This window comes from Amycolatopsis sp. CA-161197, from assembly GCF_050942255.1.
GTDB lineage: Bacteria > Actinomycetota > Actinomycetes > Mycobacteriales > Pseudonocardiaceae > Amycolatopsis.
In genome coordinates this window covers 7,129,072-7,153,267 of the sequence record NZ_CP192059.1, presented here as the reverse complement: position 1 = coordinate 7,153,267, position 24,196 = coordinate 7,129,072, and the positions used below count along the sequence as shown (strand labels likewise).

The following is a 24,196-nucleotide window of genomic DNA, read 5'->3' as shown; positions in this document are numbered from 1 at the left end:
CGCCGTCAAGTGGTTGCGGCGCCGACCATCTCGGTGCGGCGCGGCTCGGCAGCGAGCCGCCGCAGCGACACGACGTGCAGCGCCACGGCGAGGGGCACGGCCGCCGTCGGGATCAGCGCCAGCGGCAGCGCCCCTGACGCCCCGGCCGGCTCACCGAGGACGAACCCGCTCACCAGGCGCAGTGCCAACGCGAAGGTGAGGTCGGCGATGCCCAGCACGTTGAACCAGAACGCCCACCGGTGGCCGGTGCCGCGCGCCAGTGCACGCGCCACCCACGGCGCGGCCAGGCCGATCGCCAGATCACCGAGGCCGGGTGGCAGCGCGGCCAGTGGCGACAGGTTGCCGGTGAACATCAGGATCAGGAACAGGACGCCGATCACGCGGACGGTCTGCGGCCACGCCAGCCGGGCGGCCGTGCCGGGCGCCGCCAGCACCTTCGCCACGATCGGAATCCGGGTGCCCGCCAGCACCGCCACCAGCAGCGCGACGACGAGGACCGGTGCCAGCGGGCCGGACGCGAACGCGCCGTAGTACGCGAGCAGCACGCACGCGGCCAGCCAGCCGAGCAGCACCACCGTCGTCCAGCCGGCCACCTTCCCCGACGTCGGGCGGTCCAGCCCGGCCGCCCGCCCCGCCCGGTACAGGCTGACGCCGGTCAAGGCCCGGATGCCGATCGTGCCGATGAGCACGAGTGTCCACAGGAGAATCGCGAGGGTGGACATTCACGTTTTTCCTTCCACATCAGCGGTTTCCAGTCGCAGATCGGCGACGTCGAGGAGGATGACGGTGGAGTGGTGGTCGGCCACGCCGTCGGTGTCGCGGCGCAGGACGCGGCGGCGGGTCGGGACGGGCAGCCCGCCGAAGTCGCGGTGTTCGCTCGTGTAGTGGGCGGTGAGGGGCTTGCCCGTGACCTCGGGCGAGTAGTCCACGCGGCGCTGGAGCCCGGTGCCGGCGTCGAAGTAGTAGGTCTGGACCGGAGAGTGGGTCGCCAGCCGGGAGGGGAAAGCCGCCTCCAGCCGGCGCCAGGTCTCGCCGTCTTCGTGCCACGGCTCGATTTCGCGGGTCGTGACACCGGGCAGGGTGAGCAGGAACGGTTCGAGCAGGTAGGTCCAGCTCGCGTAGGCGATGAAGTAGCCGGCCTCGGCCACCGACCACGGGTGTTCCCGGGGGAGGTCCGCCATGGCCCGGCGCGGCGAGTCGAGCCGCGTTTCCTCCTCGCCGCGCGTGACGAGGACCCGGTCCGCGTCGGCGTCGAAGTCCACGGCCGTGCCCGGGCCGAAGGGCGCGAGCGTGACGCGCTGGCGGTGGACGTTCGCGGTGACGTGCGTGGTGCCCACGACGTCGGGCCGTTGCTTGAACGGCCAGAACGGGCCGGAAAGGCGGACGGTGGCCGACAGGGTCGTGGCGGCGTGCCAGCGGTCGAGGCCGCCGTGTCCGTCCACGACGAACTCGAGCAGGTCGTTCACGGTTTTTCCTTCGTGACGAGGGGTCAGGCCCGGGCGACCTGCGGGTAGAGGGCCTCGATGCCCTGGGCGAGGCCGGCCTTGATCTGGCGGGTGAACTCGTCGGCGACCACTTCCAGCTGCCCCTGGGCGACGCCGTCGAGCGCGATCCGGGCGACCTCGGCGGGGTCGGCCTTCTCGACGTCGGTGAGGTCGGCGATCAGGTCCGTGTCCAGGTAACCGACGTGCAGGCTGCTCACCTGGGTGCCCTGCCCGGCCAGCTCCACGCGCAGGGAGTTGGTGACCGACCACTCGGCGGCCTTGGCGGCGCAGTAAGCCGCCCAGTGGGGGAGCGACGCCCACGACAGCACGGACAGCACGTTGAGGATCGCCCCTCCGCCGTTGCGGGCCAGGGCCGGCGCGAAGGCGCGGGTCACATCGAGGGTGCCGAGCACGTGGGTCTCGTACTCGAGGCGGTAGGCGTCGAGGTCGCCGTCCAGGACGCCGGTCGACGTCAGGATCCCGGCGTTGTTGATCAGCAACGTCACGTCCTGCGCTTGCTCGGCGGCGGCGACCACCGAGGCGTGGTCGGTGATGTCGAGCGCGACCGGGACGGCGCCGGTGTTCGTGACGGTGCGCGGGTCGCGGGCAGCCGCGTACACCTTGCTCGCGCCGGCGTCGAGCAGTGCGCGGACGAACTGGGCGCCGAGGCCGCGGTTGCCGCCGGTCACGAAGGCGACGGATCCGTTGACAGTCATGGTGGGGCTTCTTCCTGGTCGGAGGCGCGAAGATCAGAAACCGATTGGTTTCTGCAGGCGACGTCAACGTAAACCGCTCGGTTTCTCGTGTCAACCCCGGCGAGGTAGCCTGGACGCCATGAGCACCGAAACCGCCGCACCCGACGCGAAGGCCGGAGCGCCGGACAACGCCGTCCGCGAGTCCCAGCGCGAGCGGCTCCTGCGTGCCGCGATCGAGCTCTTCTACCGCGACGGGGTCGCCGTCGGCGCCAACGCGCTGTGCCGGCGCGCGGGGATCTCCAAGAAGTCGATGTACGAGCTGTTCGACAGCAAGGACGCCCTCCTCGAAGCCGCACTGCAGCGCCGCATCGGCGACGACGCCGCCTTCCTGTTGCCCCCACCCGGTTTCAGCTCCAGCCCGCGCGCGCGGCTGCTGCACGTCTTCGAGCAGCTGGAAGCCTTCGCGACGTCACCCGACTACCGCGGCTGCGCCTACCTCGCCACGCAGCTCGAGCTGAAAGACCCCGACCACCCCGCGAGCATCACGGCCGCCCGCCTCAAAACCGAGCACCTGGAAGGCTTCTTCCGCGCCGAAGCCGAACGCGGCAACGCCACCGACTCCGGCTTCCTCACCCGCCAGCTCGCCGTCCTCTACGACGGGGCCAGCAGCCGCGCCGGCGTCGGCGCCGACGACCTGCGCGGCCTCGCCGTCGCCACCGCCCGCACCCTCCTCGACGCGGCGGGCGTCACGGACTGACCGTCCGCAAAGGACGGTCTCCGGTTCGCGCAGCCGGGCAGCGGCCGTCCGTGGCGTCAATGCAGGTGGACCAGGATCAGGTTCTTCAACAGGATCATGACGACGCCGAGCAGCCCTGCCGCGCAGGTCGTCCCGATCAGTGCCGCGCCGCGCAGCCGGGCCACGCGCGCCGCGGACCACGCGTGATAGGTCAGGACCACCACGGCCACCGCGAGGCCGGTGTTGGCCGCGGCGGCGGGCGAGGCGCCGGCGAGCCGGGCCAGCAGCAGTGCGGCGATCGGGCCGAACGACGCCGTCACCATCGGCCACGTGGCGCGCAGCTCGGTGGCGATCCTCGCCCGGCTCGGCAGTTTGCCGTCCTCGACTTCCTCGCCCAGTAGTTCCGCGTATTCCTCGGCCGTCCAGTAGACCAGCAGCGTGACCACGACCGTGACCGCCAGTGGCAGAGTCGAAAGCTGTCCGCCCACGGCGGTGAGGATGGCGGCGGTGACGATCACGCCGTAGATGCCGGCCGCGCGGCGCCGTCCGGCGGTTCGGTCACGCACTTGCTCGGCCACGCCTGCCTCCGTCCGTCGCGAACCGGTGCTGCCCGGTCGCCGCGTGGGGGAGGGGCGGCCCCGCCGGTCTCGGCCTGCCGGCGGGGCCTGGCCGGCCCGCGCTCACCGAGCGAGGGCCTTGGCCTTCAGGGACTCGTACTCCTCCGCGTTGATGGCGCCGGTGTCGAGGAGCTTCTTCGCCTCGGCGATCTGGCCGGCGGCGCCCTTGTCGCCCTTGTCTCCCTTGTCGCCGTTGGCGGCGACCGAGCGGACGTAGTCGTCGAACTGCTTCTGGTTGTCCGCCGCCTCGGAACGCCGGCGCTCGCCCATGTGCTTGCCCTGCGCGATGAGGTAGATCAGCACGCCGACGAACGGCAGCGCCAGGACGAGGACGGTCCAGCCGGCCTTGCCCCAGCCGGAGACGTCCGAGCGGTGGAAGAGGTCGCCGAAGATCACGATGAGCAGCCAGAACCAGACCACCCAGCCGAAGAACACCAGCATGGTCCAGATCACGTCCAGGAACGGGTAGTCCGATTGAGCCAGTGCCATCACGCCTCCGATGCTCGACACCCGCACGACCGGGAGGTCCGTCCACAACGGACCGGTAGCCAGGGTCGAGCGGCTCCCGGCCGTGTCCCCCTGTGGCAGCGTTCCCAGCGACCGCCCCGCACGGCATCACCCGGCGGAGGTGAATTCCGGCGCCGCGGAGCTCACCGCACCGGCCGGCCCGCGCGAACCGCCGCGCCGGCGACGCCGGACAGCGTGCTCGTGATCACGAGACCGATCAGCAGGTTCCCGGCGGCCGTCGCGAACCGCGCGCCGCGCTCCGCGTCGAGGCCCAGGGGGATGACGACGGCGATCGCGGTGACGAGCAGCATGATCGAGACGAAGAACGACTTCGCACGGGGCGTGCTGATCAGGAGCAGGTGGAGCAGTCCTGTCGCCGCTAGGGCGACGAGCGCGGCGCCCACCGCGTAGGCAACCGTGCCGACCCCGCCCCACGCGCCCTGGCCTTCCGGGGCCAGCACGGGCACGTCGAACAGGCCGCGCGCGACGAGCACCACCACGATGGCCGCCAGGGCCGCGACCAGTGCCGTCGCGCCGCCGCCGGCCCACCAGCCTGCCCGCGGCGACCCGGGGCCGCGTGTCTCCGGTCATGGGCCCCTCCGCGGTCTCGCGTCCCGCCCCGGGCGACTGGGGCCACCGAAACACATCCGGAGGCCGCCGTGCTCCTCCGATTCGGGTGAGATGATGCCGGGTGCCGTCAGGGCGACGCGCGGCAGCGAAGAACATCCACAGTGGACGGAACGCCATCAGCGCGTCGGATCCACCAGCTGCCGGACGGTGTCGGTGACGACGCGGCGGCGCTCGGCCTCCGGGACGAGGCCGCGGACGTCCTCGCCCTGGTTCTGCCACATGTTCGCGATGGTCAGCACCAGGGCGAGCACCTCGCCGGCCGGCCGCCGGCCGGTCACGGTGCCGCGGCCCTGCGCGTCCTCGATCGCCGCGGTCTTGTCGGCCATGGACTTCGCGACGACGGGCCGGACGCCGCCGCGCTCGAGCTGGTACCAGGTGACGAAGCGCATCACGTCCGGGTGCCGAAGGCCCGCGTCGTAGAGCTGTCCCGCGTATCCGGGCAGGTCGTCCGCGTCGATGGGGATCCCGGAGACGACCTGCTCGACGATGGCGTCGTAGACCGCTTCGTACAGCCCTTCTTTGCCGTCGTAGAAGGAATACACGAGCCCGGCGCTGACCCCGGCGCGGGCGGCGATGCGCTCGACGCGGGCGCCGCCGATGCCGTGCTCGGCGAACTCGGCGAGCGCGCCGTCCAGCAGCTGCCGCCGCTTGCTCTCGGGGTCTCGGGTCCGGGCCATGCCGTCATCCTAATGAGTGTTCATTCGGCTCGAGCTGCCGCAGCAGGCCGAGCATGTCCTCGCCGAACCACGCCTCGGCGATCTTGCCCGCCCGCACGGTGTAGATGCCGATGCCGGACCACGCGGCGGGCCGGCCGGTGGCCGCGACACCGAGGAACGGCCCGGTGTGGGTGCCGCTGTTGGTGAACCGGAGCACGACCGTGTCGCCGTCGACGAGGGTGTCGTGCACGGTCAGGTGCATGCCGGTGAAGGCACCGCCGACCGCGGCGCGCAGGGCGGTCCGGTAGGCCTCGAGGCCGTGGAGGTCGCCGGCGCTGCCGGCGTGCCACGCGAGGTCGTCGTGCCAGAGCTCGCCGACGACGTCGAGGTCGCCGCCGTTGATGACCTCGGTGACGAACCGGTGCACGACCGCCGCGGGGTCGGGCGCGGTGCGCGGCAGGTCGAGGACGTCGTTGAGCCACGCGATGGCGCTGTCGAGGGCGATGTCGCCGAGCGGGGTGGCCATGTTGGTGAACGCGTGCGGGGCTTCGGGCCAGATCTCCAGCCGCGCGTCGCGGCCCGCGAGCCGTAGGCGGGCGGCGAGCAGGATGGCGTCGTCGCGCAGCGGGTCGAGGTCGCCGACCGTCAGCAGGGTGGGCGGGAAGCGGGTGAGGTCGGCCAGGGCCGGGGACAGCCGCGGGGCGCGCCGTTGCTCCGGCGTGTGGCCGGGCAGGGCGAGGTCGGGCAGGCCGTCGATCCAGGACCGGGTGAGCACGAGGCTGTTTTCGGTGGCCGCCGCGGCGCTGGGGGACAGGCCCAGGTCGTAGATGCCGCAGTCGAGGTAGGCGCCGGCGAACGCGCCGAACGCGGGATCACCGGCGTCGCGCAACGCCAGCAGCGTCGCGGCGGCGAGGTGCGCACCGGCGGAGATGCCGCCGATCAGCAGCCGGCCGGTGCCGAACTCCGCGGCCGCGTGCCGGGCGAGCCGGCGGGCGACGGCGACCGTCTCCTCGATCTGCTCGGGCACGGTGGCCTCGGGCGCCAGCCGGTACTCCGGGCTGACGACGATCGAACCGGTCGCGCGGGCGAGTCGGTCGTTGACGACGTCGTCGTCCTCCGGTGCTCCGGCGGCCCAGCCGCCGCCGTGAATGCGGTAGAGGATCGCGCGTGGCTCGGGCGGCGTGAACACGCGCAGCCGGATCGGGCCGGTGGGTCCGTCGACGTGGCGTTCGGTGGGGCGCAGGTCCGTCGCGCCGGGGTTGTGGGCAGTGCCGGCGCGCAGGGTGGCGAGCCCTTCGGGGGTCCGGACGTCCGGGTGCGGCATCTTCGCGAGCACGGCGTTCACCTCGCGCTGGGCTTCGAGGAGCGCGGGGTCGACGTCCTGCCGACGGAGGTCGAAGGTCGAGCCGGTCATGGGATGAGGTCCTTTCGGGAGGTCAGAAGGAGAAGGTGACGCCGGTGAGGCGTTCGCTTTCGGCCCACAGGCGGGCGCCTTCGGCCGGGTCGTCGGCGCCGCGGGGGAGCTTGACCGGCTTCGGGGTGCCGGAGGTCTGGTCGCGGCCGGCGGGGCCGTAGAAGGCGCCGCCGATCACTTCGGGGCTGGTCGCGGCGTACAGCGACGGCCACGCCGCGCCTTCCGGGGAACCCATGACCACGCTGCGCAGCACCGCGATCATCGCCCGCGAGACCGCGCTTTCCGAGTGGCGCTGCAGGTTGGTCACGGCCGAGCCGGGGTGCACCGACACCGCGCGCAGGGCGGTACCGGCCAGCCGCCGGGACAGCTCCTGGGTGAAAACCACGTTGGCGCGCTTGGACTTCGCGTACGCGCGCATCGCGCCGTAGCGCTGCTCGCTCATCAGGTCGTCGAGCCGGCCGGAGCGCCAGGTCGCGGCGATCGCGCTGACGGTGACCACCCGCGCGGCTTCGGCGCGGCGCAGCGCGGGCAGCAGTCCGGCGGTGAGGGCGAAGTGCCCGAGGTGGTTGGTGCCGACGGTCAGCTCGAACCCGTCCGCGGTCGTGCGCCGGTCCGGCACGTTCATGACGCCGGCGTTGTTGAAGAGCAGATCGATCGTCTCGGTGGCCGCGAGCCGCGCGGACGTCTCGGCGACGGAGGCCAGGGAGCCCAGGTCCAGCACGACGGTGTCCAGCCGCGCGGTGGGCTGGTCGGCGCGCAGCGTGGCGACGGCGTCGTCGAGCTTCGCCCGGCTGCGGCCGGCCAGGAGGACGCGGGCGCCGTGACGGGTCAGCACGCGGGCGGTTTCGAGGCCGATGCCGCTGTTGCCGCCGGTCACGAGCGCGACGCGGTCTCGCAGGTCGCCGATCCGGTCGGGCGTCCAGTGGGCCGGGGCGAGGGTGGTGGTCACGGTTCCTCCACTAATGAATGTTCATTTAATAAGACGATGACACGGGTGCGTCAGGACGTCAATGAAAATTCATTCAGTAGTGGCGGTCTTCACCACGGGGCCGGTGGTCAGGCTTGCGAAGCCCGGCCCGCCTTCTCGGGAGGCACGACCGGAGTGTCCCGGTACTTCAGGATTCCTTCGACGCCGAGGCGGAAGGTTTCGCAGACCGGCGCCGGATCGCTGAGGCAGCCGGCGGCCATGGCGCCGTCCCGCAGCATGACGAAGTGCCTCGCGGCCGGCTCGGGCGCGGTCTCGCCGGCGTGGGCGAGCAGTTCGGTGACGACCTCGAGGAACCACTGTCGGTGGGTGAGCACGGCCTGGTGCACGGGGTGCGCGGGATCGGGGTACTCCGCGACGGCGTTGAGGAAGGCGCAGCCGCGGAACCCGGGCGTGCGGATGCCGTCGGCGATCGACTCGGCGACCGCGCGGACGGCGTCGGCCCCCGAGGCCTTGCCGGTGCGGGCGGTCTCGATGCCGGCGCGGATCGCCTGGTCGGCCGCCGTCAGGTACGCGACCAGCAGGTCGTCCTTGCTCGGGAAGTGCCGGTAGAGCGTGGCGCGCGTGACGCCGGCGTCGGCGATGACCCGGTCGATGCCGACCGAGTGGAGGCCCTCCGAATAGAACAGCCGGCTCGCCGAAGCCAGCAGTCGGGCTCGCGCTTCGGACACTTCGCCGTCCACCTCTCCTCGTTGCTTCCACACTAGCAGATAGAACGGTCGGTCTTGACGGCTTGGCTCGGCGGCTGCCATAGTCACTCACCGAGAGATAGAACGATCTGTCTACCCGGCCGATCGCGACCCCAGTCCGAAGGAGCACTCCATGAGCACCACCACCGTTGCGGCCCCCGGGGGTATCGCGAAACCCTTGCGGCGCCTGTACTTCATCCGGTTCGCGTTCGCCGTGGTCTGGGCCGTGCTGCTGTTCGTGACCGGGTCGGGCCTCGGTCCGGTCAGCACGACGCTGCTCGTGCTCTACCCGCTGTTCGACGTGGCCGCGGCCGTCGTCGACGCCCGCTCGGCGAAGGAGGGCAAGCCGGTCGCGGGCCTGTATGTGAACGTGGTGATCAGCTTGCTCGCCGCCGTGGGCCTGGCCGTCGCGGCCTCGTCGGGCATCCCCGCGGTCCTCGGCGTGTGGGGCGCGTGGGCGATCGTGGCCGGGCTGGTGCAGCTGGTCGTCGGCTTCCTGCGCCGCACCCTCGGCGGCCAGTGGCCGGTCATCCTCAGCGGCGGGATCTCCGTCTTGGCCGGCGCTTCGTTCGTCCTCCAGGCCACAAAGGACAGTGCGTCCTTCACGACTCTGGCCGGTTACGCGACGTTGGGCGGCATCTTCTTCCTCGTGTCCGCTCTGCGGCTGGGCCGTGCCGCGCACGGACCCGAAGCCGGCTGAGAGCGCGAGCCCGGTTGTCCTGAACCGGACGGGTTTCCCCGCCGGCGTTGCCCCGTCGCCGCGCGGGGAAGCAGAATCGGCGCCGACGCGATGACAAGGTTGTCAACAAGGGGGGCGGACATGGCGCTCAGGCGGCGCGCGGTGCTTCAGGGACTCGGCGCGGGCGGGCTCGCGCTGGTGAGCGCGGGCCTGGTGACCCCGGCGGCGCGGGCCGCCACCCCCGCGCCGGCCCGCGGCGGGGGAGCGCCGGACGACGTCGCCGCGACCTACCTGCGGGTGCTGCTTCGCCACACCCGCTGGGCCGAGCAGCAGTTCGACGCGGCGGCCGGCATCTACCCGGCGAAGGACTTCACGTTCGCCGTGGTGCTGGGCAACGCCGTCCTGCTCACGCGCGACGGGTACGACGCCGCGGTCACCGGCGTCGAACGTGAGGTGCTGCACCGGCACACCGTCGACACGATCCGGCACTTCGCGGCGAGCAACCTCCTCACCGGCGGCACCGAGTGGGGCCGCCGGCTGTTCTTCGACACCACGTTCCAGTCCTACTTCCAGCTGGCCGGCCGCCTGCTGTGGGCCGACCTCGACGCCGCCACCCGCGCGAACCTCGACGAGATCGCGACCGGGCAGGCCGCCTACACCGCGGCGCTCGGCACGGGCGACGACCCGCTGTCCGGCGACTGGACGCCCCACGGCCTCTCGGGCGGGCACGTCGGCGACACCAAGCTGGAGGAGATGGGCGTGTACGCCCAGGCCCTCGCCCCGGGGATGGCCTGGGCCGCGAAGGATCCCCGCGCCGCGCAGTGGCGCGAGTGGTTCGGGCGGTGGAGCCGCAACGAGACCGCGCTGCCCGCCGCGGACCTGGCCAACCCCCGGGTCGTCGACGGCGTGCCGATCTCGGCCAACACGGCGGAGAACCTCTACGACACCTTCCTCGTGGAGAACCACGGCTCCTTCGGCCCGCATTACCAGGAAGAGCTGTGGCGCACCTCCGGCCGCAACTCGATGCATTTCCTGCTGGCCGGGCAGCCGCTGCCGGAGGTGCTCACCGCGCAGCCCAACGGCGAGCTGCTGTGGCACACGATGCTGCTGATGGCCAGCGACGCGGGCGAACCCCTCATGCCGATGGTCGCCGACCGCGAGCACCTCTACGGCCGCGACGTCATCCCGCTCGCGTTCCGCGCGCAGGTGCTCGGCGACCGCTACGCCGCGCGCGCCGAGGCGCAGCTGGCCGCACGGCTGGAGCCGTACCAGGCCTACGCGCCCGCCGATCGCGTCACGAAGTTCTCGGGCGAGCCCAAGTACGAGCCGGAGGCGCGGGCGGAGATCGCGATCAGCTACCTGTTGCACGAATGGCGCGCCGACCACGGTGGCCCGGTGCGTCCGGTGAGCCAGGCGGAGTTCGACGCCCACGCCGTCGGCGTCGCGGACTTCGGCGACGGGCCCGGCCTGCTCGCGCACCGCAGTCCGGCCGCGTGGGCCGCGGCGGTGAGCAAGCCCGGGTTCACGAAGTTCGCGTGGCAGCCGCACCACGACGACTGGCTGTTCGCCGTCAGCGGCGCCACGCCGATGTTGCTTCCGTCCACCGCGCTGGCCGTGCGGGAACGGCACGCCACGACGTGGACGAAGGTCCGCGACGGCTTCGACGCGAGCGCCGCGGTGTGGAAGTTCGACACCGGGTACGCCGGTTTCGCGACGTTGCCGACGGGCGCGGCGGTGTACTCCAGCACCGGCCTGGGCGCGGGCGAGGGCGTGGTGTCGGTGTACAACCTCGCCATGCCCGGCGTGCCGGGGCTGACCGGCGAGCGGACCTACCGCACCGCCGAAGGCGCGGTGACCGTCCCCGTCGCGGCGGCGCCGCCGTCCGGCGGTGGGCGCACCGACGACGTGACCTTCCCCGCGGTGACGGCCCGGTACGTGCGGATCCTCGGCGTGCAGCCGGATCCGACGTACGGGTATTCGGTGTGGGCCTTCGAAGTCCGCGACGGTGCGGCGGGCCCGGACCTCGCCCGCGCGGCCACGGCTTCGGCTTCCTCGGCGACGCCGGGCAAGGAGGCGAAGTTCGCGAACGACGGTGACGCGGCCACGCGGTGGGCCGTCTCCGTCGCCGACCGCCCGCGCGCCGACAGCTGGCTCGCGCTCGATTTCGGGGCGCCCCAACGGTTCGACCGCGTTCGCGTGGCGTGGGAGGCCGCCGCCGGGCGCCGCTACCGCGTGGAGACCTCGGCCGACGCCACCACGTGGACCGCGGCCGGCACCTACCCGCTGCCCGCCGTCACCACGACCGGCGGCTGGCTCGACGTCGACGGCCGCGCCGGGTTCGTCGTGTCCGGCTCACCGCACCCGGCCACCGTCACCGGCGACCGGATCGTGCTGTCCGACGGTGATTCCGCGCCCGTGCACGTCGAATGCCATCCGGACCCGCGCAATTTGGCCGCCGCCGCGCGCGAACCACGGCCGACGGCCAGTTCCGCGGCACTGCGCGGATCCGTGCTCGACGGGCACCTCGTGCTGTTCAACCTCTCCGCCGCGACGACGTCGGGCACCCTCACTCTGCCCGCCACGGACGGAACCACCGCGCTCTACCAGGGCTCGCAGGTCGTCACCGCGACCGGCACTTCGTGGTCTGTCTCCGCGTCGCCCGGCGAAGCCCGCATCGAACCGGCGCGCTTCACCGTGCGTGGCGTGGGCCGCACCCTGCCCGCCGGCGTGCGCGCCACCGTCGTCGACGCCGCCACCCTGCGGCTGACCGCCGACCGCACCGTGGTCGTCTCGGTGCAGCCGGCGGGCGAACCCTGGCGGCCGGTGGTCCTCCCCGCCCGGCACGCGGTGACGGTCACCGCCCGCCGGACCCGTCCGTACCCCTTGCCGGACCTGGCTTTGGGCGCGACCACCTTCCCGGCCGAACCCCTTCCTCCGGGCATGAGCACCCCCACCGCCGCCGTCGACGACGACCCGCGCACCTCCTGGCGCCCGGGCCCGAACGGCCGCCTCGTCCTCGACCTCGGCGCGCCCTGCCCCCTCACCACCGCGGAGCTCACCTGGACCGGCGGCCGCCTCCCCACGTTCACCGTCGAGACGAGCACCGACGGCCGCACCTACACCGCCGCCCCGACCCCGTCCGCGCGCCGTACGACGACGGTCGCGCTCAGCGGAGCGGCGCGTTACGTCGCGGTTCAGGTCACCGGAAACCCGACGGCGAGCCTGACGAGGATCACCGTGCGCTGACCCCGCGCGGTCAGGACCGGAAGAACTCCAGGAGATCCGCGTTGATCGTCTCGGCGTGGACGGTCGGCATGCCGTGCGGGTAACCCGGATAGATCTTCAGCGTGGAGTTCTGCAGGATCTTCGACGACAGCAAGGCGGCGTCGGCGTAGGGGACGATCTGGTCGTCGTCGCCGTGGCCGACGTAGACGGGGACGGTGATCTTCTTCAGGTCGTCGGTCTGGTCGGTCTGGGAGAACGCGACGATGCCGTCGTAGTGGGCCAGCGCGCTGCCCATCATGCCCTGGCGCCACCAGTTCTGGATGATTGCCTCGTCGGGTTCGACGCCGGGGCGGTTGAAGCCGTAGAAGGGGCCCGAGGCCACCGCGCGGTAGAACACCGAACGGTTCGCGAACAGCTGCGCCTGCAGGTCGTCGAAGGCGCTCTTGGGCAGGCCGCCCGGGTTCGACTCGGTCTTCAGCATCAGCGGCGGGATGGCGGACAGGATCGCGGCCTTGGCGACGCGGGACTCGCCGTGGCGGCCCAGGTAGCGCACGACCTCGCCGCCGCCCGTGGAGTGCCCGACGTGGATGGCGTCGTGGAGATCGAGGTGCGCGGTGACGGCCGCGAGATCGTCGGCGTAGTGGTCGAGGTCGTGTCCCTCGGCGACCTGCGCCGAACGACCGTGACCGCGCCGGTCGTGCGCGATGACGCGATAACCCTGCTGCAGGAAGAACAACATCTGGGTGTCCCAGTCGTCCGCCGACAGGGGCCAGCCGTGGCTGAACACGATGGGCTGGCCGGTGCCCCAGTCCTTGAAGAAGATCTCGACACCGTCGTCGGTGGTGATCATCGGCATGGCGTTGTCTCCGTTTCTCGCGACGTTCCCGGATACCTCGTGAATCTGTTGCGTGTGGACACTGAGCGCAGCGCGTCGGATCTGCGCCTCGCAGACTACGCTTGCGCGCCGACGGGTCCAGCTTCCTGGATCACGCGGGTGAGGTGCCCGCCGCGGCCGTCGGCCGGAGATGGCGCTGCGCATGTGCTTTTCAAGGAGGGGGCCGAATCCGCACTGATCTGCGGCCCGGCGCGACACGTGGCCGCGGAGCGCCTCAGGACTGGCTGACGAGCCGGTACCCGGCGGCGGAGAACTCGGCCGTCAGCGCGTAGCGGTCGCCGCGGACGAGGGTGTGGCGCCACTCCATCGGGCGCCCCTGCGAGTGGCTCAGGCGGTTGATCGCGAAGGCCGCGACGTCGTGGGCGCAGGCGAGCTGGGCGCGTTCGGCGGCGGTGGGGATGACGGCGTGCACCTCTTCGCGACCGTGGTCGAGGCGGATCCCGGTGCGCCGGGCGAGCTCGCCGTAGAGGCTGGTGTGCGTGAAGTCGGCCTGCAGCAACGGTTTCGCGACGTCGGCGGGGAGCCACACGCGGTCCATCGCCAGCGGCTCGTCGCCAGCCAGGCGGAGGCGCTCCAGGTAGACCAGCGGCGTCGAGGCTTCGAGGTCGAGGCGCTCGGCGACCAGCGCGTCGGCGCGGACGTCGAACGTGCGGACGATGCTGTGCTGCGCCAGGCCCGCGGCCTCGACAGACGTGAACAGGCTGTAGAGCGCGCCCAGCGGCTGGGCGATCTCGGCCGGCGGGGCGACCCGCGGCTGACGGCCGCGCTCGGCGACGACCACACCGTCGGCACGCAGCTGGCGCAGGGCCTGGCGCACGGTGTGGCGGCTGACACCGTACTCCTCGGCCAGCGCGAGCTCGCCCGGGAACTGTTCGGTGAACTCGCCGGCGTCGAGCCTGGTCAGCAGCTCGCGCTGGAGCTGGCGCCAGAGCGGTTCGGAGCCGGCGCGGCTCAGCGTGCGTGGGGCCATGGCCTCCTCCGGACTGTCTCGCCCGACACTACCGGTAGCCAAATGTGCGGACATAATCTAGTTTGAATGTACGTACATTTGGACGCGGGCAGACTCGGGAGGGGAGTGTCGATGCGGACACACGAACGAGCGGGTGCCCGGTGACCGCCACCCAGGACCGCCCCGTCGAGCGGCACCCGGCGCGTGACCGCGTCGCCGAGGCCGCTCCGGGGCTGCTGGTGGCGCTGGTCGTCGCCGGGGTCGCGACGGGGCTGGGTTCGCTGGTCCCGATCGTCGGCGGGCCGGTGTTCGGCATCCTGCTCGGCGCCTTGGCCGCGGCCCTCGTGCCGGGCCTGCGGGCGCAACGGTGGGCGCCGGGCTACGGCGTGGCCTCGAAGCCGGTGCTCCAGCTGTCGATCGTCGTGCTCGGCACCGGGCTGTCGCTGCAGGAAGTGGTCCGCGTCGGCGTGCAGTCGCTGCCCGTCATGCTCGGCACGCTCACCGTCGCCCTGGGCGGGGCCTGGCTGCTGGGCCGCCGGCTCGGCATCGAGCGCGACACACGCACCCTCATCGGCGTGGGCACGGGCATCTGCGGCGCGTCCGCGATCGCGGCCACCACCGCCGTCATCAAGCCGAAGCAGACGGACGTCGCCTACGCCATCGGCACGATCTTCACCTTCAACATCGCCGCCGTGCTGCTGTTCCCGCCGCTGGGCCACCTGCTCGGCATGAGCTCGCACAGCTTCGGCCTGTGGGCCGGCACGGCCATCAACGACACCTCCTCGGTCGTCGCGGCCTCCTTCGCCTACGGCGGCGACGCCGGCTCGTACGGCATCGTCGTGAAGCTGACCCGGACGCTCACGCTCATCCCCATCGTGATCGTGCTCGCGTTCCTCACCGCCCGCCGCGAAGCGCGCCAGAACCCCGGCGACGCCGGCTTCAGCATCCGCGCCATGCCGTGGCGGCGCATCGTCCCGCTGTTCCTGGTGGGCTTCGTCGCCGCCGCCGCGCTCGACAGCCTCGGTGTCGTGCCCGCGTCCTGGCACCCCGCACTGTCCACACTGGGCACGTTCCTCATCACCACCGCGCTGGCGGGCATCGGCCTTTCCCTGCGCCTGGCGGACATGCGCCGCGCCGGCCCCCGCCCGCTCCTGCTCGGCGGCGTGCTGTGGATCGCCGTCGCCGCCACGAGCCTGGGCCTGCAAGCGGTGACCGGCTCGCTCTGACAGCCATTCTTCCTGAAAGGTCCCCGCGGCCGGCCGGCTTCGTGCCGTTGCCGGCCGCCGTGGATTAGCGGCAGGCAAACCGCGGGTTAGACCGTTGCCAGACAACGACTTTTCTCCACAGTGATTACTCCGTGTTCCCTGACCGGCAACCTTCGTCACCCTGGCGTGGCAACCTTCGTCACTAGCGTGATGTAACGGTTGTTAGCTACCGCCTCCACGTAAGGGGACTGGCATGGGAACACGCATCCGGCGCCGAGCCGTCGTCGCAGCGGCGGTGGCCGCGGTGGCGGCGGTGTCATCGGCCTGCGGGAGCTCGCCGAGCGGTTCGGCGGGCGGGGCGGCGCCGCCGCTGGTCGTCTACTCCGCCCAGGGGTACACGCAGGGCGTGCTCGACGCCTTCAGCAAGGCGACGGGCGTGCAGGTCAAGCTGGTGTCCGACAGCACGGGGCCGTTGCTGGCCAAGGTCGCCGCCGAGAGGTCCAACCCGCAGTGGGGGGTGCTGTGGGCCGACGGTGACGCGCATTTCGCCGGTCTCGACACCCAGGGGATGCTGCTCAAGGGCGTCACGGTGACCGCGCCGTGGACCGCGTCCGCGCGGTCGGTGATCCCGAAGGACGCCAGTTACGTGCCCACGGGCCTGACGTTGGCCGGTGCGCTGGTGTACGACCCTTCGCTCACGCCGGCGCCGCCGAAGACGTGGCAGGAGCTGACGTCCGCGCAGTGGCGCGGCAAGGTCGGCATGCCGAACCCGGCCATCTCGGGCCCGACCTATCCGTTCGTCGCGGGCACCATGAGCCAGCTGGGCGGTGAGGACCAGGGCAAGGCGTTCTTCTCTCAGCTCAAGACCAACGGCCTGCAGGTGTTCGACGACAACCCCGCGGCGTCGCACGCGCTGGCGACCGGGTCGATCCAGCTCGACCTCGCGCAGAGCTCGTCGGCGTACTCGTCGGTGAAAAAGAACCCGGCGCTGAAGATCGCGTACCTGAACAAAGTGAGCCTGCTGCCGAGCAACCTGGCGATCGCGGCGAAGGCCCCGGCCGCGGTGCAGGACGAGGCGAAGAAGTTCCTCCAGTTCGTCGTCAGCCCGGCCGGGCAGCGGGCCATGCTCGCCGGCGACGCCACCGGCGACTCGTTGTACTGGCCGCCGATCACCGGGGTCGACCCGCTGCCGGCGCTGCCCGCGTTGGACACGATCTCCTACCAGACGGTGGATCCCTACGCGTGGGGCCCGAAGGAGAGCGAGATCGACAGCTGGTTCACGCAGAACATCGTGCACTGACGGAATCCGTGATGAACCTCGACACGACCGTGGCCCCGCGCCGCCGCGAAACGGCCGCGCCGCCCGACGTCCGGCCGCACTTCGGCAGGCCCGGGGTCTCTGCACTGCACCGAGCTCGGCGAGCGCTGCCGCGGCTGGCCGGGCTCGGCGGATCCGTCGCCGTCTTCGCCGTCCTGCTCGTGCCCGTGCTCGGGTTCCTGCTCGTCGCGCTCACGCCCCGCCTGTTCGGCCAGGGCGACGCCTGGTTCACCCTGGCCCCGTTCGCGACGGCGTTGCGCGGCAACAACCTGCAGGCCCTGCTGAACACCGCCGTCACCGGCGCGCGTCGGCTCTGGTCGCGACGGCGTTCGGGACGGCGCTGGCGCTGCTGTTCGGCCGCGCCAAGGTCTTCGCCGCGCCGGTGTGGCGGCTGGGTATCTGGGCGCTGCTGCTGGCTCCGTCCTATTTGGAGGCACTCGGCTGGACGCGACTGGTCGAAAAGGATGGTGTGCTGGCAGGGCTGTTCGGCAGCGACGTTTCGTGGCTTCGCGACCTCGTGATGGGACCGGCCGGTGTCATCTGGGTGCTGGGCAGCCGGGGCGTGCCGTTCGCGTTCCTCGCCGTGTCGGGTGTCGTGCGGGGCCTCGGCCGCGATTTCGAAGACGCCGCCCGCGTGCACGGCGCCGGTCCGTGGTCGCGGGCGAAGATCATGATCGGGCTGCTCTCGCCCGGGCTGTGGTCGGCGCTGGCGATCGTGTTCGCCGAGGCGATCAGCGACTACGGCGTGGCCTCGACGCTGGCCGCCGGCGCGCATTTCCCGATCGCGACGTTCGCGCTCGCGGGCGCGGTCACCACGTTCCCGTCGGACTACCCGACGGCTGCGGCGATCGGCTGGCTGCTGATGGTGCTGGTCGCGCTGACCATGCTCGCGCAGCGCGCGGCGACGCGCGGCAAGTCCTACGCCGTGCTGTCGGGCCGGACCCGTCCGGTGCGAGTCGTCGCGCTGCACGGCTGGCGCAAGCCCGCGGCGTTCGCGGGACTGGCCGCGTTCTTCCTGCTGGCGCTGGGCGTTCCGCTGCTGGGCACGGTCTTCGCCTCGTTGCTGGGCAACTTCGGCACCCTGACCGCGCACAGCCTCACCTTCGATGCGTACCGGCAGGTGTTCGAACGCGCGGATCTGCTGGCGCCGGTACTGCTGTCGGTGCGGCTCGCCGTGATCACCGCGACGCTCGCGCTGGCCGGTGGGGTGCTGATCGCCCGGCTGCTCTCCCGCCGCGGCTCCGCTGCGCGGGGGAGGACGGCCGCGTCGCTGGACCTGCTGCTGCTCGCGGCGCTCGGGCTGCCCGCGATCGTGCTCGGCGCGGGTTACATCTTCACCTACAACCTGCCGCTGGTGACCTCGCTGGGCATTCAGCTCTACGGCACCCTCACGCTGCTGGTGATCGGACTGCTCGCCGGCGCGCTGCCCGCCACCTCGCGCCTGCTGACGGGATCGTTCGCGCAGCTGCAGGACTCACTGCTGGTCGCCGCCCGGGTGCACGGTGCGGGTCCGGCGCGGGCGTGGCAGTCCACGGTGCTGCCGCTGTTGTCCGGCAGCCTGCTGTGGGCGTGGCTATTGGCCTTCGCCGACCGGCTGCTGGAGCTGCCGCTCGCGGCGATGCTCTACCCGCCGGGGCAGCAACCGCTGTCGGTGGCGGTGACCACCTTGGTCAACGGCTACGACTTCGCCGGCGGCACGGCGACGCTCGTGGTGGCCTGTCTGGGAATCCTCCTGGTGATCGGGGTGGCGCTGGGCCTGTTCCGGCTGCTGACGCCGGCCGGGTGGCGACGTTGGGAGCACCGGTGAACACCACGACGGCCACCAGGCTCGAGCTCCGGGACCTGGTCAAGCGCTACGGCACCCAGACCGCGCTCGACGAGGTGTCCCTCGTCGCCGAAGCCGGGCAGTTCGTGGTCCTGCTCGGCCCGTCGGGCTCCGGCAAATCCACGTTGCTGCGTTCGGTGGCGGGCATCGAGCGCGTCCACGGCGGCCGGATCCTGCTCGGCGACCGCCTGGTCGCCGGCGACACGCTGCACGTGCCGCCGGAACGGCGCGAGCTGGCGATGGTGTTCCAGGACTACGCGCTGTGGCCGCACCTGACCGTCGCGGACAACGTCGCGTACCCGTTGCGGCGCAAGAAGATCGCTCGGCCCGAGGCGGAGAAGCGGGCCACGGCCATGCTGGAGCGCGTCGGCCTGGGCGACTACGCGACGCGGTTTCCCAGCGAACTGTCCGGCGGCGAGCAGCAGCGCGTCGCGCTGGGCCGGGCGCTGGTCGGCCGCCCGTCGTTGCTGCTGTTCGACGAGCCACTGTCCAATCTGGACGCCGACCTGCGGGAGCGGATGCGGGTCGAGATCGCCACCCTGGCCAGGGAAAGCGGCGCGACCGTCGTGTACATCACGCACGACCAGTCCGAGGCGTTCGCGCTCGCCGACCAGATCGGTGTCCTCGACCACGGCCGGCTCGTGCAGTACGCCCGCCCGGAGACGGTGTACCTGCGCCCGGCGAACCGCTTCGTCGCGCGGTTCACCGGGCTCGCCGCCGATCTGGCGGCCACGGTCGCCCGGGTGGACGGCGAGTACGTCGTGCTCGACACGGGTGAGCGCCGCCTGCGCGCCCGCGCCGTCGGCGACCTGCGCCCCGGCGACGGCACGCGACTGCTGATCCGGCCGGCGGCGACGCGCATCGTCGCCCACCGGGAGGCGGGGGAGGACGGCTCCCTCGACGGCTCGGTCGTCGACGTGGCCTACCGGGGCCGCGGTTACGACCACGTCGTCGCGACCGCGGGCGGCGAGCTCACCGCCGTGTTCGACGAACGTCCGTGGCCGCGCGGCTCCGAAGTCCGCGTCGTCCTCACTTCGGACGGGTGCATCGCACATGTTATGGAACAGGTCTAACGGCTGTTAGAATCAGCAGCTGGAGTAGCGGGCGTGAGCCCGGGTAAGGAGGTGGCGATGAGCGGCGGTGCGCTGTTCGTCGCGGTTTTTCTCGCCTGTTCGGTGGAGGCGGTCGAAGCCCTGACCATCGTGCTGGCGGCCGGCACGGCCCGCGACTGGCGTTCGGCCGGGCAGGGGGTGGTGGCGGCGCTGGTCGTGCTCGCGGTGATCGTCGCGGCACTCGGGCCGGCGCTGACCTACGTGCCGCTAACCGGCCTGCGGCTGGTCGTCGGCGGCCTGCTCCTCGTGTTCGGCCTGCAGTGGCTGCGCAAGGCCGTGTTGCGCGCCGGCGGGCTGAAAGCCCTGCACGACGAGGACGAGATCTACGGCCGGGAGCTGGCCGCGGCGAAGGCCGTCGGCGGTGAACGCCGGCCCGGGGTCCGCGACTGGTACGCGTTCACGCTGTCGTTCAAGGGCACGTTCCTGGAAGGGCTCGAGGTCGCGTTCATCGCGATCACCTTCGGCAGCAACCAGGGCAACGTGCTGCTCGCGGCGATCGCCGCCGCGGCCGCCGTGGTGGTCGTGGTGGTCACGGGGTTCGCGGTCCGCGCGCCGCTGGCGAAGGTGCCGGAGAACTCGATGAAGTTCGTGGTCGGCGTGATGCTCACGGCGTTCGGCGTCTACTGGGGCAGCGAGGGCGCGGGCGCGTCCTGGCCGGGTTCCGACGCGGCGCTTCTCGTGCTGGTGCCGGCGATCGCGGTGTTCGCACTCGGCCTCGTGGCCGTCCTGCGGCGCCGGACCGCCGTCGCGGCGGGACTGGAGGGGGCTCGATGAAGTGGCTCAAGAGGTTCGGCGCGTTCTGGTACGACTTCATCGTCGGTGACGACTGGCGGGCGGCGCTCGCCGTGGTCGTGGCGCTGGTCGTGACCTACTTCGCGGCCGCGGCGGGGATCCCGGCGTGGTGGATCCTGCCGGTGGCGGTGGTGCTCGTCCTGCCGGTCAGCGTCTGGCGGGTCGTCCGCGCGAAGCGGCGAGCGAGCTGAAGGACGGGAGCCGCCGGCCCGGTCAGCGGCTCTCGGCTTCTTCGTCGTAGACGCGGCTGGCGTACTTCTCCAGCGCGTCCACGCACGTTTGCAGCGCTTCTTCGGCCGCGGCCCGGCCGGGGGCGCCGAACACGTCGCGCACGGCGATCTTGGCGAACCAGTTGCGCAGCTTGGTGAGGTCTTCCTCGTTCTCCTCCAGCTCCGCGTAGGTGAAGTGGTTCGCCGTGTACTCCTTGTCCAGCTGCTGGTGGAAGTCCTGGCACTTGTCGACGATCTCTTCGTACTCGTCGTCGCGCGCGGCCTGGAACGCGGCGAGCACCTCCTGCTCGCCGGCCAGCACGTCACACGAGAGCAGCACCGCGGTGCCGGTCATGTCGAGGATCTCGTGGCGCAGCTTGCGCAGGGCCCGGCCGTTTTCGGGGGTGTCGGGCAACGCCGCGGCCGAGTTCTGCAGGTAGATCGCGCCGAGTCCCTTGAGCCGGCGCCACACGGCCGCCCGCAGCCGGGTCGGCTCCGAGGGCACCCGGTAGATCAGGACGAGCCAGCCCGGCTTCTCGTGAGCGGCGGTGGGGTCGAGGTTGTCCGACACGACCTCAGCCTAGTCGGGCGCGGACGTCGGCTCCGCGCCGGAACGGCCGCCGGGCAGCAGGGTCCGGCGGGCGACGAGAGCGCCGCACAGCCACGCGGTTCCGAAGGCGATGCTGCCGATCACGTCGGTGGGCCAGTGGACGCCGAGGTACACCCGCGTCCACGCGATCGCCACCACGTAGGTGCCCGCGATGACCCACAACGCGGCGCGCAGGACCGGCCGGTCGCGCAGCCGTTGCGCCGCGAGCCACGCGAGCACGCCCGCGGCGAGGATCGCGTCCGAGGTGTGGCCCGAGGGGAACGACTGGCCCGACGCGGCGACCGCCCAGTCGGTCTCGGGCGGGCGCGGCCGCGCGATGAGCGCGGAGAGCCCGAACCGGCACAACACGCCCAACCCGACGACCCCGGTGACCAGGGCGGCGCGCGTCAGCCGCGGACCGAGTGAGCCTCGCGTCAGCGCGAGCGCGGCGACGAACACCGCCGGCACGGCGAACGCCGATGACGCGGTGCTCGTCAGGGCCGCGGCGAACGAGACCACCGCGGCGGAGCGGTGCGCGACGACCCACGAGTGCACGCCGAGGTCGAATCCCTTCGTCCACGGCAGGATTCCCAGCGCCGAGACCGTCAGCAGCAGGAAAACCAGCGTCGCGACCTCGGCGACGGCCGGGGCCAGCACCCGGCCGCCGGCCTCCGGTTCCGCGGTCGGCTGCACGGCTCGACTCTAGGTCCCCGACGACCAACGGGAGGTTCGCGCGAGGTCAACGGCTTCGCACGCCGATTTAACCGGCCGCTAACCGGACGCTGACGGTCCGCTCAGCCACGCGCCGGTAGCTTGCGGTGGAAGAGACCGGAGGCGCGAGTGCACGTCGTGATCGTCGATGACGAAGCCGCGCTGCGGGACTCGCTGTCGCGCACCCTGCGGTTCGAGGGGTACACGGTGTCGGTCGCGTCGGACGGGGCGCGCGGGCTGGAGCTGGTCAGGTCGCAGCGGCCCGACGGCGTGATCCTCGACGTGACCATGCCGGTCCTCGGCGGCATAGACAGTTGCCGGCTGCTGCGGGCGGAAGGAAACCACGTCCCGATCCTGATGCTCACGGCCCGCACCGGCATCGACGACCGTGTGGCCGGCCTCGACGCCGGTGCCGACGACTACCTGGTCAAGCCGTTCGCGTTGCAGGAGCTGCTCGCCCGGGTCCGCGCCCTGCTGCGCCGCACGGATTACGCCTCCGCCACGACCGAGCTGCCGCCACCGCTGTCGTTCGCCGACCTGCTGCTCGACTCTTCGACACGGGAGGTCACCCGCGGATCGCGCCCGCTTCGCCTCACCCGCACCGAGTTCTCGTTGCTGGAGACCTTCCTGCGCAACCCGCGCCACGTGCTGACCCGCGCGGTGATGTTCGAACAGGTCTGGGGCTACGACTTCGGCGCGGCGTCCAACGGCCTCGACGTGTACGTCGGCTCCCTGCGCCGCAAGCTCGAAGCCGGGGGAGAGCCACGGCTGCTGCACACCGTGCGCGGCGTCGGTTACGTGCTGCGCGAGGACCCGTTGTGAAACGGCGGCTCCCGGAGCTGACGCTGCGGGCCCGGCTGACCGTGCTCGTGGTGGCGGCGGTCGCCGTGGCCGTGGTCGCCGTCTCGCTCACCTCGTGGCTGGTGACGCAGGCGAGCCTCTACCGGCAGTTCGACGCGCAGCTGCAGGCCTACGCCCAGGTGGCCGCGAAATCCGCGTCGCCGGCCGACGCGCTGGCCACCTTGCGCTCGGCCGACCGCGACGGCCGGAGCACGGACCCGGGACACGGCGTCGGCCTCACCGTCCAGTTCGTCGACGCCGCCGGCGCGCCCACCGGGGCCGCCGGCGAAGTGAGCGCCTTTCCGGTCGGCGCGCAGGCACGGCAAGTCGCGGCCGGGGCGATCTCGGTCGGCTCCGAGGTCGACCGGATCGGGTCGGACCGCTACCGCGTCTGGATCGCCGCGCGTCCGGCCGGCGGCGCGGTGCAGGTCGCCCGAGATTCGGAGGGGGTCGAGCACACCCTGGCCGACCTCGGGCTGTGGGAACTGCTGGTCGGTCTCGCCGGGGTCCTGGTCGCCGCGCTCATCGGCCGCGCGGTCGCGAAAACGGCGTTGCGCCCGGTCGACACGCTGACCGCGGCAGCCGGCGACGTCGCGCGCACCCAGGCGCTGGCGGCCGAGATCACCGTGAAGGGCCGGGGCGAGCTGGCGAAGCTGGCCGAGTCGTTCAACGAGATGCTCGCCGCGCTGGCCACGTCGCGCGACGAACAGCGCCGCCTGGTCGAGGACGCAGGCCACGAGTTGCGCACGCCGCTGGCGAGCCTGCGCAACAACATCGAGCTGCTCATCCACGCGCAGACCCGGTCCGGGCTGCCCTCGGACGACCACGCCCGCCTGCTGACCGACCTCGACACGCAGTCCGCCGAGCTCACCGACCTGGTCGGCGAGCTGGTCGAGCTGGCGACGGGGGACCACTCACCCGAAGACGTGGAAGACGTGGAGCTCGCCGACGTCGTGCGCACCGCGGTGGACCGGGCGCGGCCGCGGGCGCCCGGGATCCGGTTCGACCTGTCCACCGAAGCCGCCGAGTCCGTCGTGGTCCGGGGCCGGCCGGCCGCGCTCGAACGCGCGGTGCTGAACATCCTGGGCAACGCCGCCAAGTGGAGCCCGCCCGGCGGCACCGTGACCGTCACCCTCGCCGCCGGGCCGGGCGAGGTGCACCTCGTGGTGACCGACGAGGGCCCGGGCATCCCCGACACCGACCTGCCGCACGTGTTCGAACGCTTCTACCGGGCCGCGTCCGCTCGGGCACAACCGGGATCGGGGCTCGGGCTGGCGATCGTGCACCAGGTCGTCGCGCAGCACCACGGCCGGGTGCGCGCGTCGAACGGTGAGCGCGGCGGGGCTCGCTTCGAGCTGGCCCTGCCCGTGCGGGGTTCTTAACCAAACCGGGCCCGATCTTCATCGTTTCCTCATCCGGGCTCACGATCGTGGG

The 24,196-nt window shown here is 72.3% G+C and carries 25 protein-coding genes; 11 read left to right on the top strand and 14 right to left on the bottom strand.

All coding sequences use genetic code 11. The features are described from left to right. Positions 1 to 5 precede the first annotated feature (5 nt). From ACQPXB_RS33595 to ACQPXB_RS33585, 3 genes are read right to left on the bottom strand one after another with little or no spacing between them, the layout of a single operon-like run. Positions 6 to 722, bottom strand: a complete 717-nt coding sequence (locus ACQPXB_RS33595; protein ID WP_366582730.1) for a hypothetical protein — start codon at positions 720 to 722, stop codon at positions 6 to 8. Then, the gene (locus ACQPXB_RS33590) at positions 723 to 1,466 is read right to left on the bottom strand and encodes a hypothetical protein (RefSeq protein ID WP_366582731.1); all 744 of its coding nucleotides are present in this window, start codon (positions 1,464 to 1,466) and stop codon (positions 723 to 725) included. Positions 1,467 to 1,489: 23 nt separating this feature from the next. Beyond that, complete coding sequence (locus tag ACQPXB_RS33585; protein WP_366582732.1) at positions 1,490 to 2,200, bottom strand: SDR family oxidoreductase; 711 nt, start codon at positions 2,198 to 2,200, stop codon at positions 1,490 to 1,492. A gap of 118 nt (positions 2,201 to 2,318) precedes the next feature. Here ACQPXB_RS33585 and ACQPXB_RS33580 point away from each other — a divergent pair, with 118 nt between their 5' ends. Then, positions 2,319 to 2,936 carry a TetR/AcrR family transcriptional regulator gene (locus ACQPXB_RS33580; protein WP_432845711.1) on the top strand — a complete coding sequence of 206 codons (618 nt, stop codon included), beginning with the start codon at positions 2,319 to 2,321 and terminating at the stop codon, positions 2,934 to 2,936. Between the two features lie 56 nt (positions 2,937 to 2,992). Here the strand turns inward: ACQPXB_RS33580 and ACQPXB_RS33575 are convergent, their stop codons facing one another. The 7 genes from ACQPXB_RS33575 to ACQPXB_RS33545 all read right to left on the bottom strand — a co-directional run bounded on the left by ACQPXB_RS33575 (position 2,993) and on the right by ACQPXB_RS33545 (position 8,395). Continuing rightward, positions 2,993 to 3,493 carry a hypothetical protein gene (locus ACQPXB_RS33575; RefSeq protein WP_366582734.1) on the bottom strand — a complete coding sequence of 167 codons (501 nt, stop codon included), beginning with the start codon at positions 3,491 to 3,493 and terminating at the stop codon, positions 2,993 to 2,995. A 102-nt stretch (positions 3,494 to 3,595) separates the two neighbouring features. After that, positions 3,596 to 4,021: an SHOCT domain-containing protein gene (locus tag ACQPXB_RS33570; RefSeq protein WP_432845710.1), complete on the bottom strand. Its 426-nt coding sequence runs from the start codon at positions 4,019 to 4,021 to the stop codon at positions 3,596 to 3,598. A gap of 161 nt (positions 4,022 to 4,182) precedes the next feature. Beyond that, positions 4,183 to 4,539: a DUF6069 family protein gene (locus ACQPXB_RS33565; RefSeq protein ID WP_432845709.1), complete on the bottom strand. Its 357-nt coding sequence runs from the start codon at positions 4,537 to 4,539 to the stop codon at positions 4,183 to 4,185. A gap of 246 nt (positions 4,540 to 4,785) precedes the next feature. Further along, on the bottom strand, positions 4,786 to 5,346 hold the full coding sequence (locus ACQPXB_RS33560; protein WP_432845708.1) for a TetR family transcriptional regulator: 561 nt from the start codon (positions 5,344 to 5,346) through the stop codon (positions 4,786 to 4,788). A gap of 4 nt (positions 5,347 to 5,350) precedes the next feature. Further along, positions 5,351 to 6,739 carry an alpha/beta hydrolase fold domain-containing protein gene (locus ACQPXB_RS33555; protein ID WP_432845707.1) on the bottom strand — a complete coding sequence of 463 codons (1,389 nt, stop codon included), beginning with the start codon at positions 6,737 to 6,739 and terminating at the stop codon, positions 5,351 to 5,353. A 22-nt stretch (positions 6,740 to 6,761) separates the two neighbouring features. Beyond that, positions 6,762 to 7,688, bottom strand: coding sequence for an oxidoreductase (locus ACQPXB_RS33550; RefSeq protein WP_432845706.1), 927 nt, complete (start codon positions 7,686 to 7,688; stop codon positions 6,762 to 6,764). A 107-nt stretch (positions 7,689 to 7,795) separates the two neighbouring features. Continuing rightward, positions 7,796 to 8,395, bottom strand: coding sequence for a TetR/AcrR family transcriptional regulator (locus ACQPXB_RS33545; RefSeq protein WP_432845705.1), 600 nt, complete (start codon positions 8,393 to 8,395; stop codon positions 7,796 to 7,798). 151 nt (positions 8,396 to 8,546) lie between these two features. Between ACQPXB_RS33545 and ACQPXB_RS33540 the strand changes: the two genes are divergently transcribed. Together ACQPXB_RS33540 and ACQPXB_RS33535 are read left to right on the top strand one after the other, a co-directional pair. After that, a complete protein-coding gene (locus ACQPXB_RS33540; RefSeq protein ID WP_432845704.1) occupies positions 8,547 to 9,113 on the top strand; it encodes a hypothetical protein in 567 nt (188 codons plus the stop codon). A gap of 120 nt (positions 9,114 to 9,233) precedes the next feature. After that, positions 9,234 to 12,338, top strand: a complete 3,105-nt coding sequence (locus ACQPXB_RS33535) for a discoidin domain-containing protein (protein ID WP_432845702.1) — start codon at positions 9,234 to 9,236, stop codon at positions 12,336 to 12,338. A 10-nt stretch (positions 12,339 to 12,348) separates the two neighbouring features. Here ACQPXB_RS33535 and ACQPXB_RS33530 read toward each other — a convergent pair whose 3' ends face one another. Together ACQPXB_RS33530 and ACQPXB_RS33525 are read right to left on the bottom strand one after the other, a co-directional pair. Further along, positions 12,349 to 13,173, bottom strand: a complete 825-nt coding sequence (locus ACQPXB_RS33530) for an alpha/beta fold hydrolase (RefSeq protein WP_432845700.1) — start codon at positions 13,171 to 13,173, stop codon at positions 12,349 to 12,351. 253 nt (positions 13,174 to 13,426) lie between these two features. Next, positions 13,427 to 14,182 carry a GntR family transcriptional regulator gene (locus ACQPXB_RS33525; RefSeq protein ID WP_366582744.1) on the bottom strand — a complete coding sequence of 252 codons (756 nt, stop codon included), beginning with the start codon at positions 14,180 to 14,182 and terminating at the stop codon, positions 13,427 to 13,429. Positions 14,183 to 14,322: 140 nt separating this feature from the next. On the opposite strand from ACQPXB_RS33525, the gene ACQPXB_RS33520 reads away from it, so the two are divergent. From ACQPXB_RS33520 to ACQPXB_RS33495, 6 genes are all read left to right on the top strand, one after another. Further along, the gene (locus tag ACQPXB_RS33520; RefSeq protein ID WP_366582745.1) at positions 14,323 to 15,387 is read left to right on the top strand and encodes a YeiH family protein; all 1,065 of its coding nucleotides are present in this window, start codon (positions 14,323 to 14,325) and stop codon (positions 15,385 to 15,387) included. A 232-nt stretch (positions 15,388 to 15,619) separates the two neighbouring features. Next, on the top strand, positions 15,620 to 16,666 hold the full coding sequence (locus ACQPXB_RS33515; protein ID WP_432845698.1) for an ABC transporter substrate-binding protein: 1,047 nt from the start codon (positions 15,620 to 15,622) through the stop codon (positions 16,664 to 16,666). Positions 16,667 to 17,066: 400 nt separating this feature from the next. Next, the gene (locus ACQPXB_RS33510; protein WP_432845696.1) at positions 17,067 to 18,491 is read left to right on the top strand and encodes an ABC transporter permease; all 1,425 of its coding nucleotides are present in this window, start codon (positions 17,067 to 17,069) and stop codon (positions 18,489 to 18,491) included. Further along, positions 18,488 to 19,582: an ABC transporter ATP-binding protein gene (locus ACQPXB_RS33505; protein ID WP_432845694.1), complete on the top strand. Its 1,095-nt coding sequence runs from the start codon at positions 18,488 to 18,490 to the stop codon at positions 19,580 to 19,582. The genes ACQPXB_RS33510 and ACQPXB_RS33505 overlap by 4 nt, the downstream gene beginning before the upstream one ends. A 57-nt stretch (positions 19,583 to 19,639) precedes the next feature. Then, positions 19,640 to 20,395: a COG4280 domain-containing protein gene (locus ACQPXB_RS33500; protein WP_366582751.1), complete on the top strand. Its 756-nt coding sequence runs from the start codon at positions 19,640 to 19,642 to the stop codon at positions 20,393 to 20,395. After that, a complete protein-coding gene (locus ACQPXB_RS33495; protein ID WP_366582752.1) occupies positions 20,392 to 20,604 on the top strand; it encodes a hypothetical protein in 213 nt (70 codons plus the stop codon). The genes ACQPXB_RS33500 and ACQPXB_RS33495 overlap by 4 nt, the downstream gene beginning before the upstream one ends. A 22-nt stretch (positions 20,605 to 20,626) precedes the next feature. Here the strand turns inward: ACQPXB_RS33495 and ACQPXB_RS33490 are convergent, their stop codons facing one another. Continuing rightward, positions 20,627 to 21,193: a Chromate resistance protein ChrB gene (locus ACQPXB_RS33490; protein WP_432845693.1), complete on the bottom strand. Its 567-nt coding sequence runs from the start codon at positions 21,191 to 21,193 to the stop codon at positions 20,627 to 20,629. A 9-nt stretch (positions 21,194 to 21,202) separates the two neighbouring features. After that, positions 21,203 to 21,904 (bottom strand): phosphatase PAP2 family protein, encoded by a 702-nt coding sequence (locus tag ACQPXB_RS33485; RefSeq protein ID WP_432845692.1) that lies wholly within the window; start codon positions 21,902 to 21,904, stop codon positions 21,203 to 21,205. 147 nt (positions 21,905 to 22,051) lie between these two features. Between ACQPXB_RS33485 and ACQPXB_RS33480 the strand changes: the two genes are divergently transcribed. Both ACQPXB_RS33480 and ACQPXB_RS33475 read left to right on the top strand, forming a co-directional pair. After that, positions 22,052 to 22,744, top strand: coding sequence for a response regulator transcription factor (locus ACQPXB_RS33480; RefSeq protein ID WP_366582755.1), 693 nt, complete (start codon positions 22,052 to 22,054; stop codon positions 22,742 to 22,744). Next, positions 22,741 to 24,144 (top strand): ATP-binding protein, encoded by a 1,404-nt coding sequence (locus tag ACQPXB_RS33475; protein ID WP_432845690.1) that lies wholly within the window; start codon positions 22,741 to 22,743, stop codon positions 24,142 to 24,144. Before ACQPXB_RS33480 ends, ACQPXB_RS33475 begins: the two co-directional genes overlap by 4 nt. Positions 24,145 to 24,196 lie beyond the last annotated feature (52 nt).

Coding starts and splice junctions, on each gene's coding strand:
- ACQPXB_RS33595 (WP_366582730.1), bottom strand. CDS start 722: ATGTCCACCCTCGCGATTCTCCTGTGGACACTCGTGCTCATCGGCACG.
- ACQPXB_RS33585 (WP_366582732.1), bottom strand. CDS start 2,200: ATGACTGTCAACGGATCCGTCGCCTTCGTGACCGGCGGCAACCGCGGC.
- ACQPXB_RS33580 (WP_432845711.1), top strand. CDS start 2,319: ATGAGCACCGAAACCGCCGCACCCGACGCGAAGGCCGGAGCGCCGGAC.
- ACQPXB_RS33570 (WP_432845710.1), bottom strand. CDS start 4,021: ATGGCACTGGCTCAATCGGACTACCCGTTCCTGGACGTGATCTGGACC.
- ACQPXB_RS33560 (WP_432845708.1), bottom strand. CDS start 5,346: ATGGCCCGGACCCGAGACCCCGAGAGCAAGCGGCGGCAGCTGCTGGAC.
- ACQPXB_RS33555 (WP_432845707.1), bottom strand. CDS start 6,739: ATGACCGGCTCGACCTTCGACCTCCGTCGGCAGGACGTCGACCCCGCG.
- ACQPXB_RS33540 (WP_432845704.1), top strand. CDS start 8,547: ATGAGCACCACCACCGTTGCGGCCCCCGGGGGTATCGCGAAACCCTTG.
- ACQPXB_RS33535 (WP_432845702.1), top strand. CDS start 9,234: ATGGCGCTCAGGCGGCGCGCGGTGCTTCAGGGACTCGGCGCGGGCGGG.
- ACQPXB_RS33530 (WP_432845700.1), bottom strand. CDS start 13,173: ATGCCGATGATCACCACCGACGACGGTGTCGAGATCTTCTTCAAGGAC.
- ACQPXB_RS33525 (WP_366582744.1), bottom strand. CDS start 14,182: ATGGCCCCACGCACGCTGAGCCGCGCCGGCTCCGAACCGCTCTGGCGC.
- ACQPXB_RS33515 (WP_432845698.1), top strand. CDS start 15,620: ATGGGAACACGCATCCGGCGCCGAGCCGTCGTCGCAGCGGCGGTGGCC.
- ACQPXB_RS33500 (WP_366582751.1), top strand. CDS start 19,640: ATGAGCGGCGGTGCGCTGTTCGTCGCGGTTTTTCTCGCCTGTTCGGTG.
- ACQPXB_RS33495 (WP_366582752.1), top strand. CDS start 20,392: ATGAAGTGGCTCAAGAGGTTCGGCGCGTTCTGGTACGACTTCATCGTC.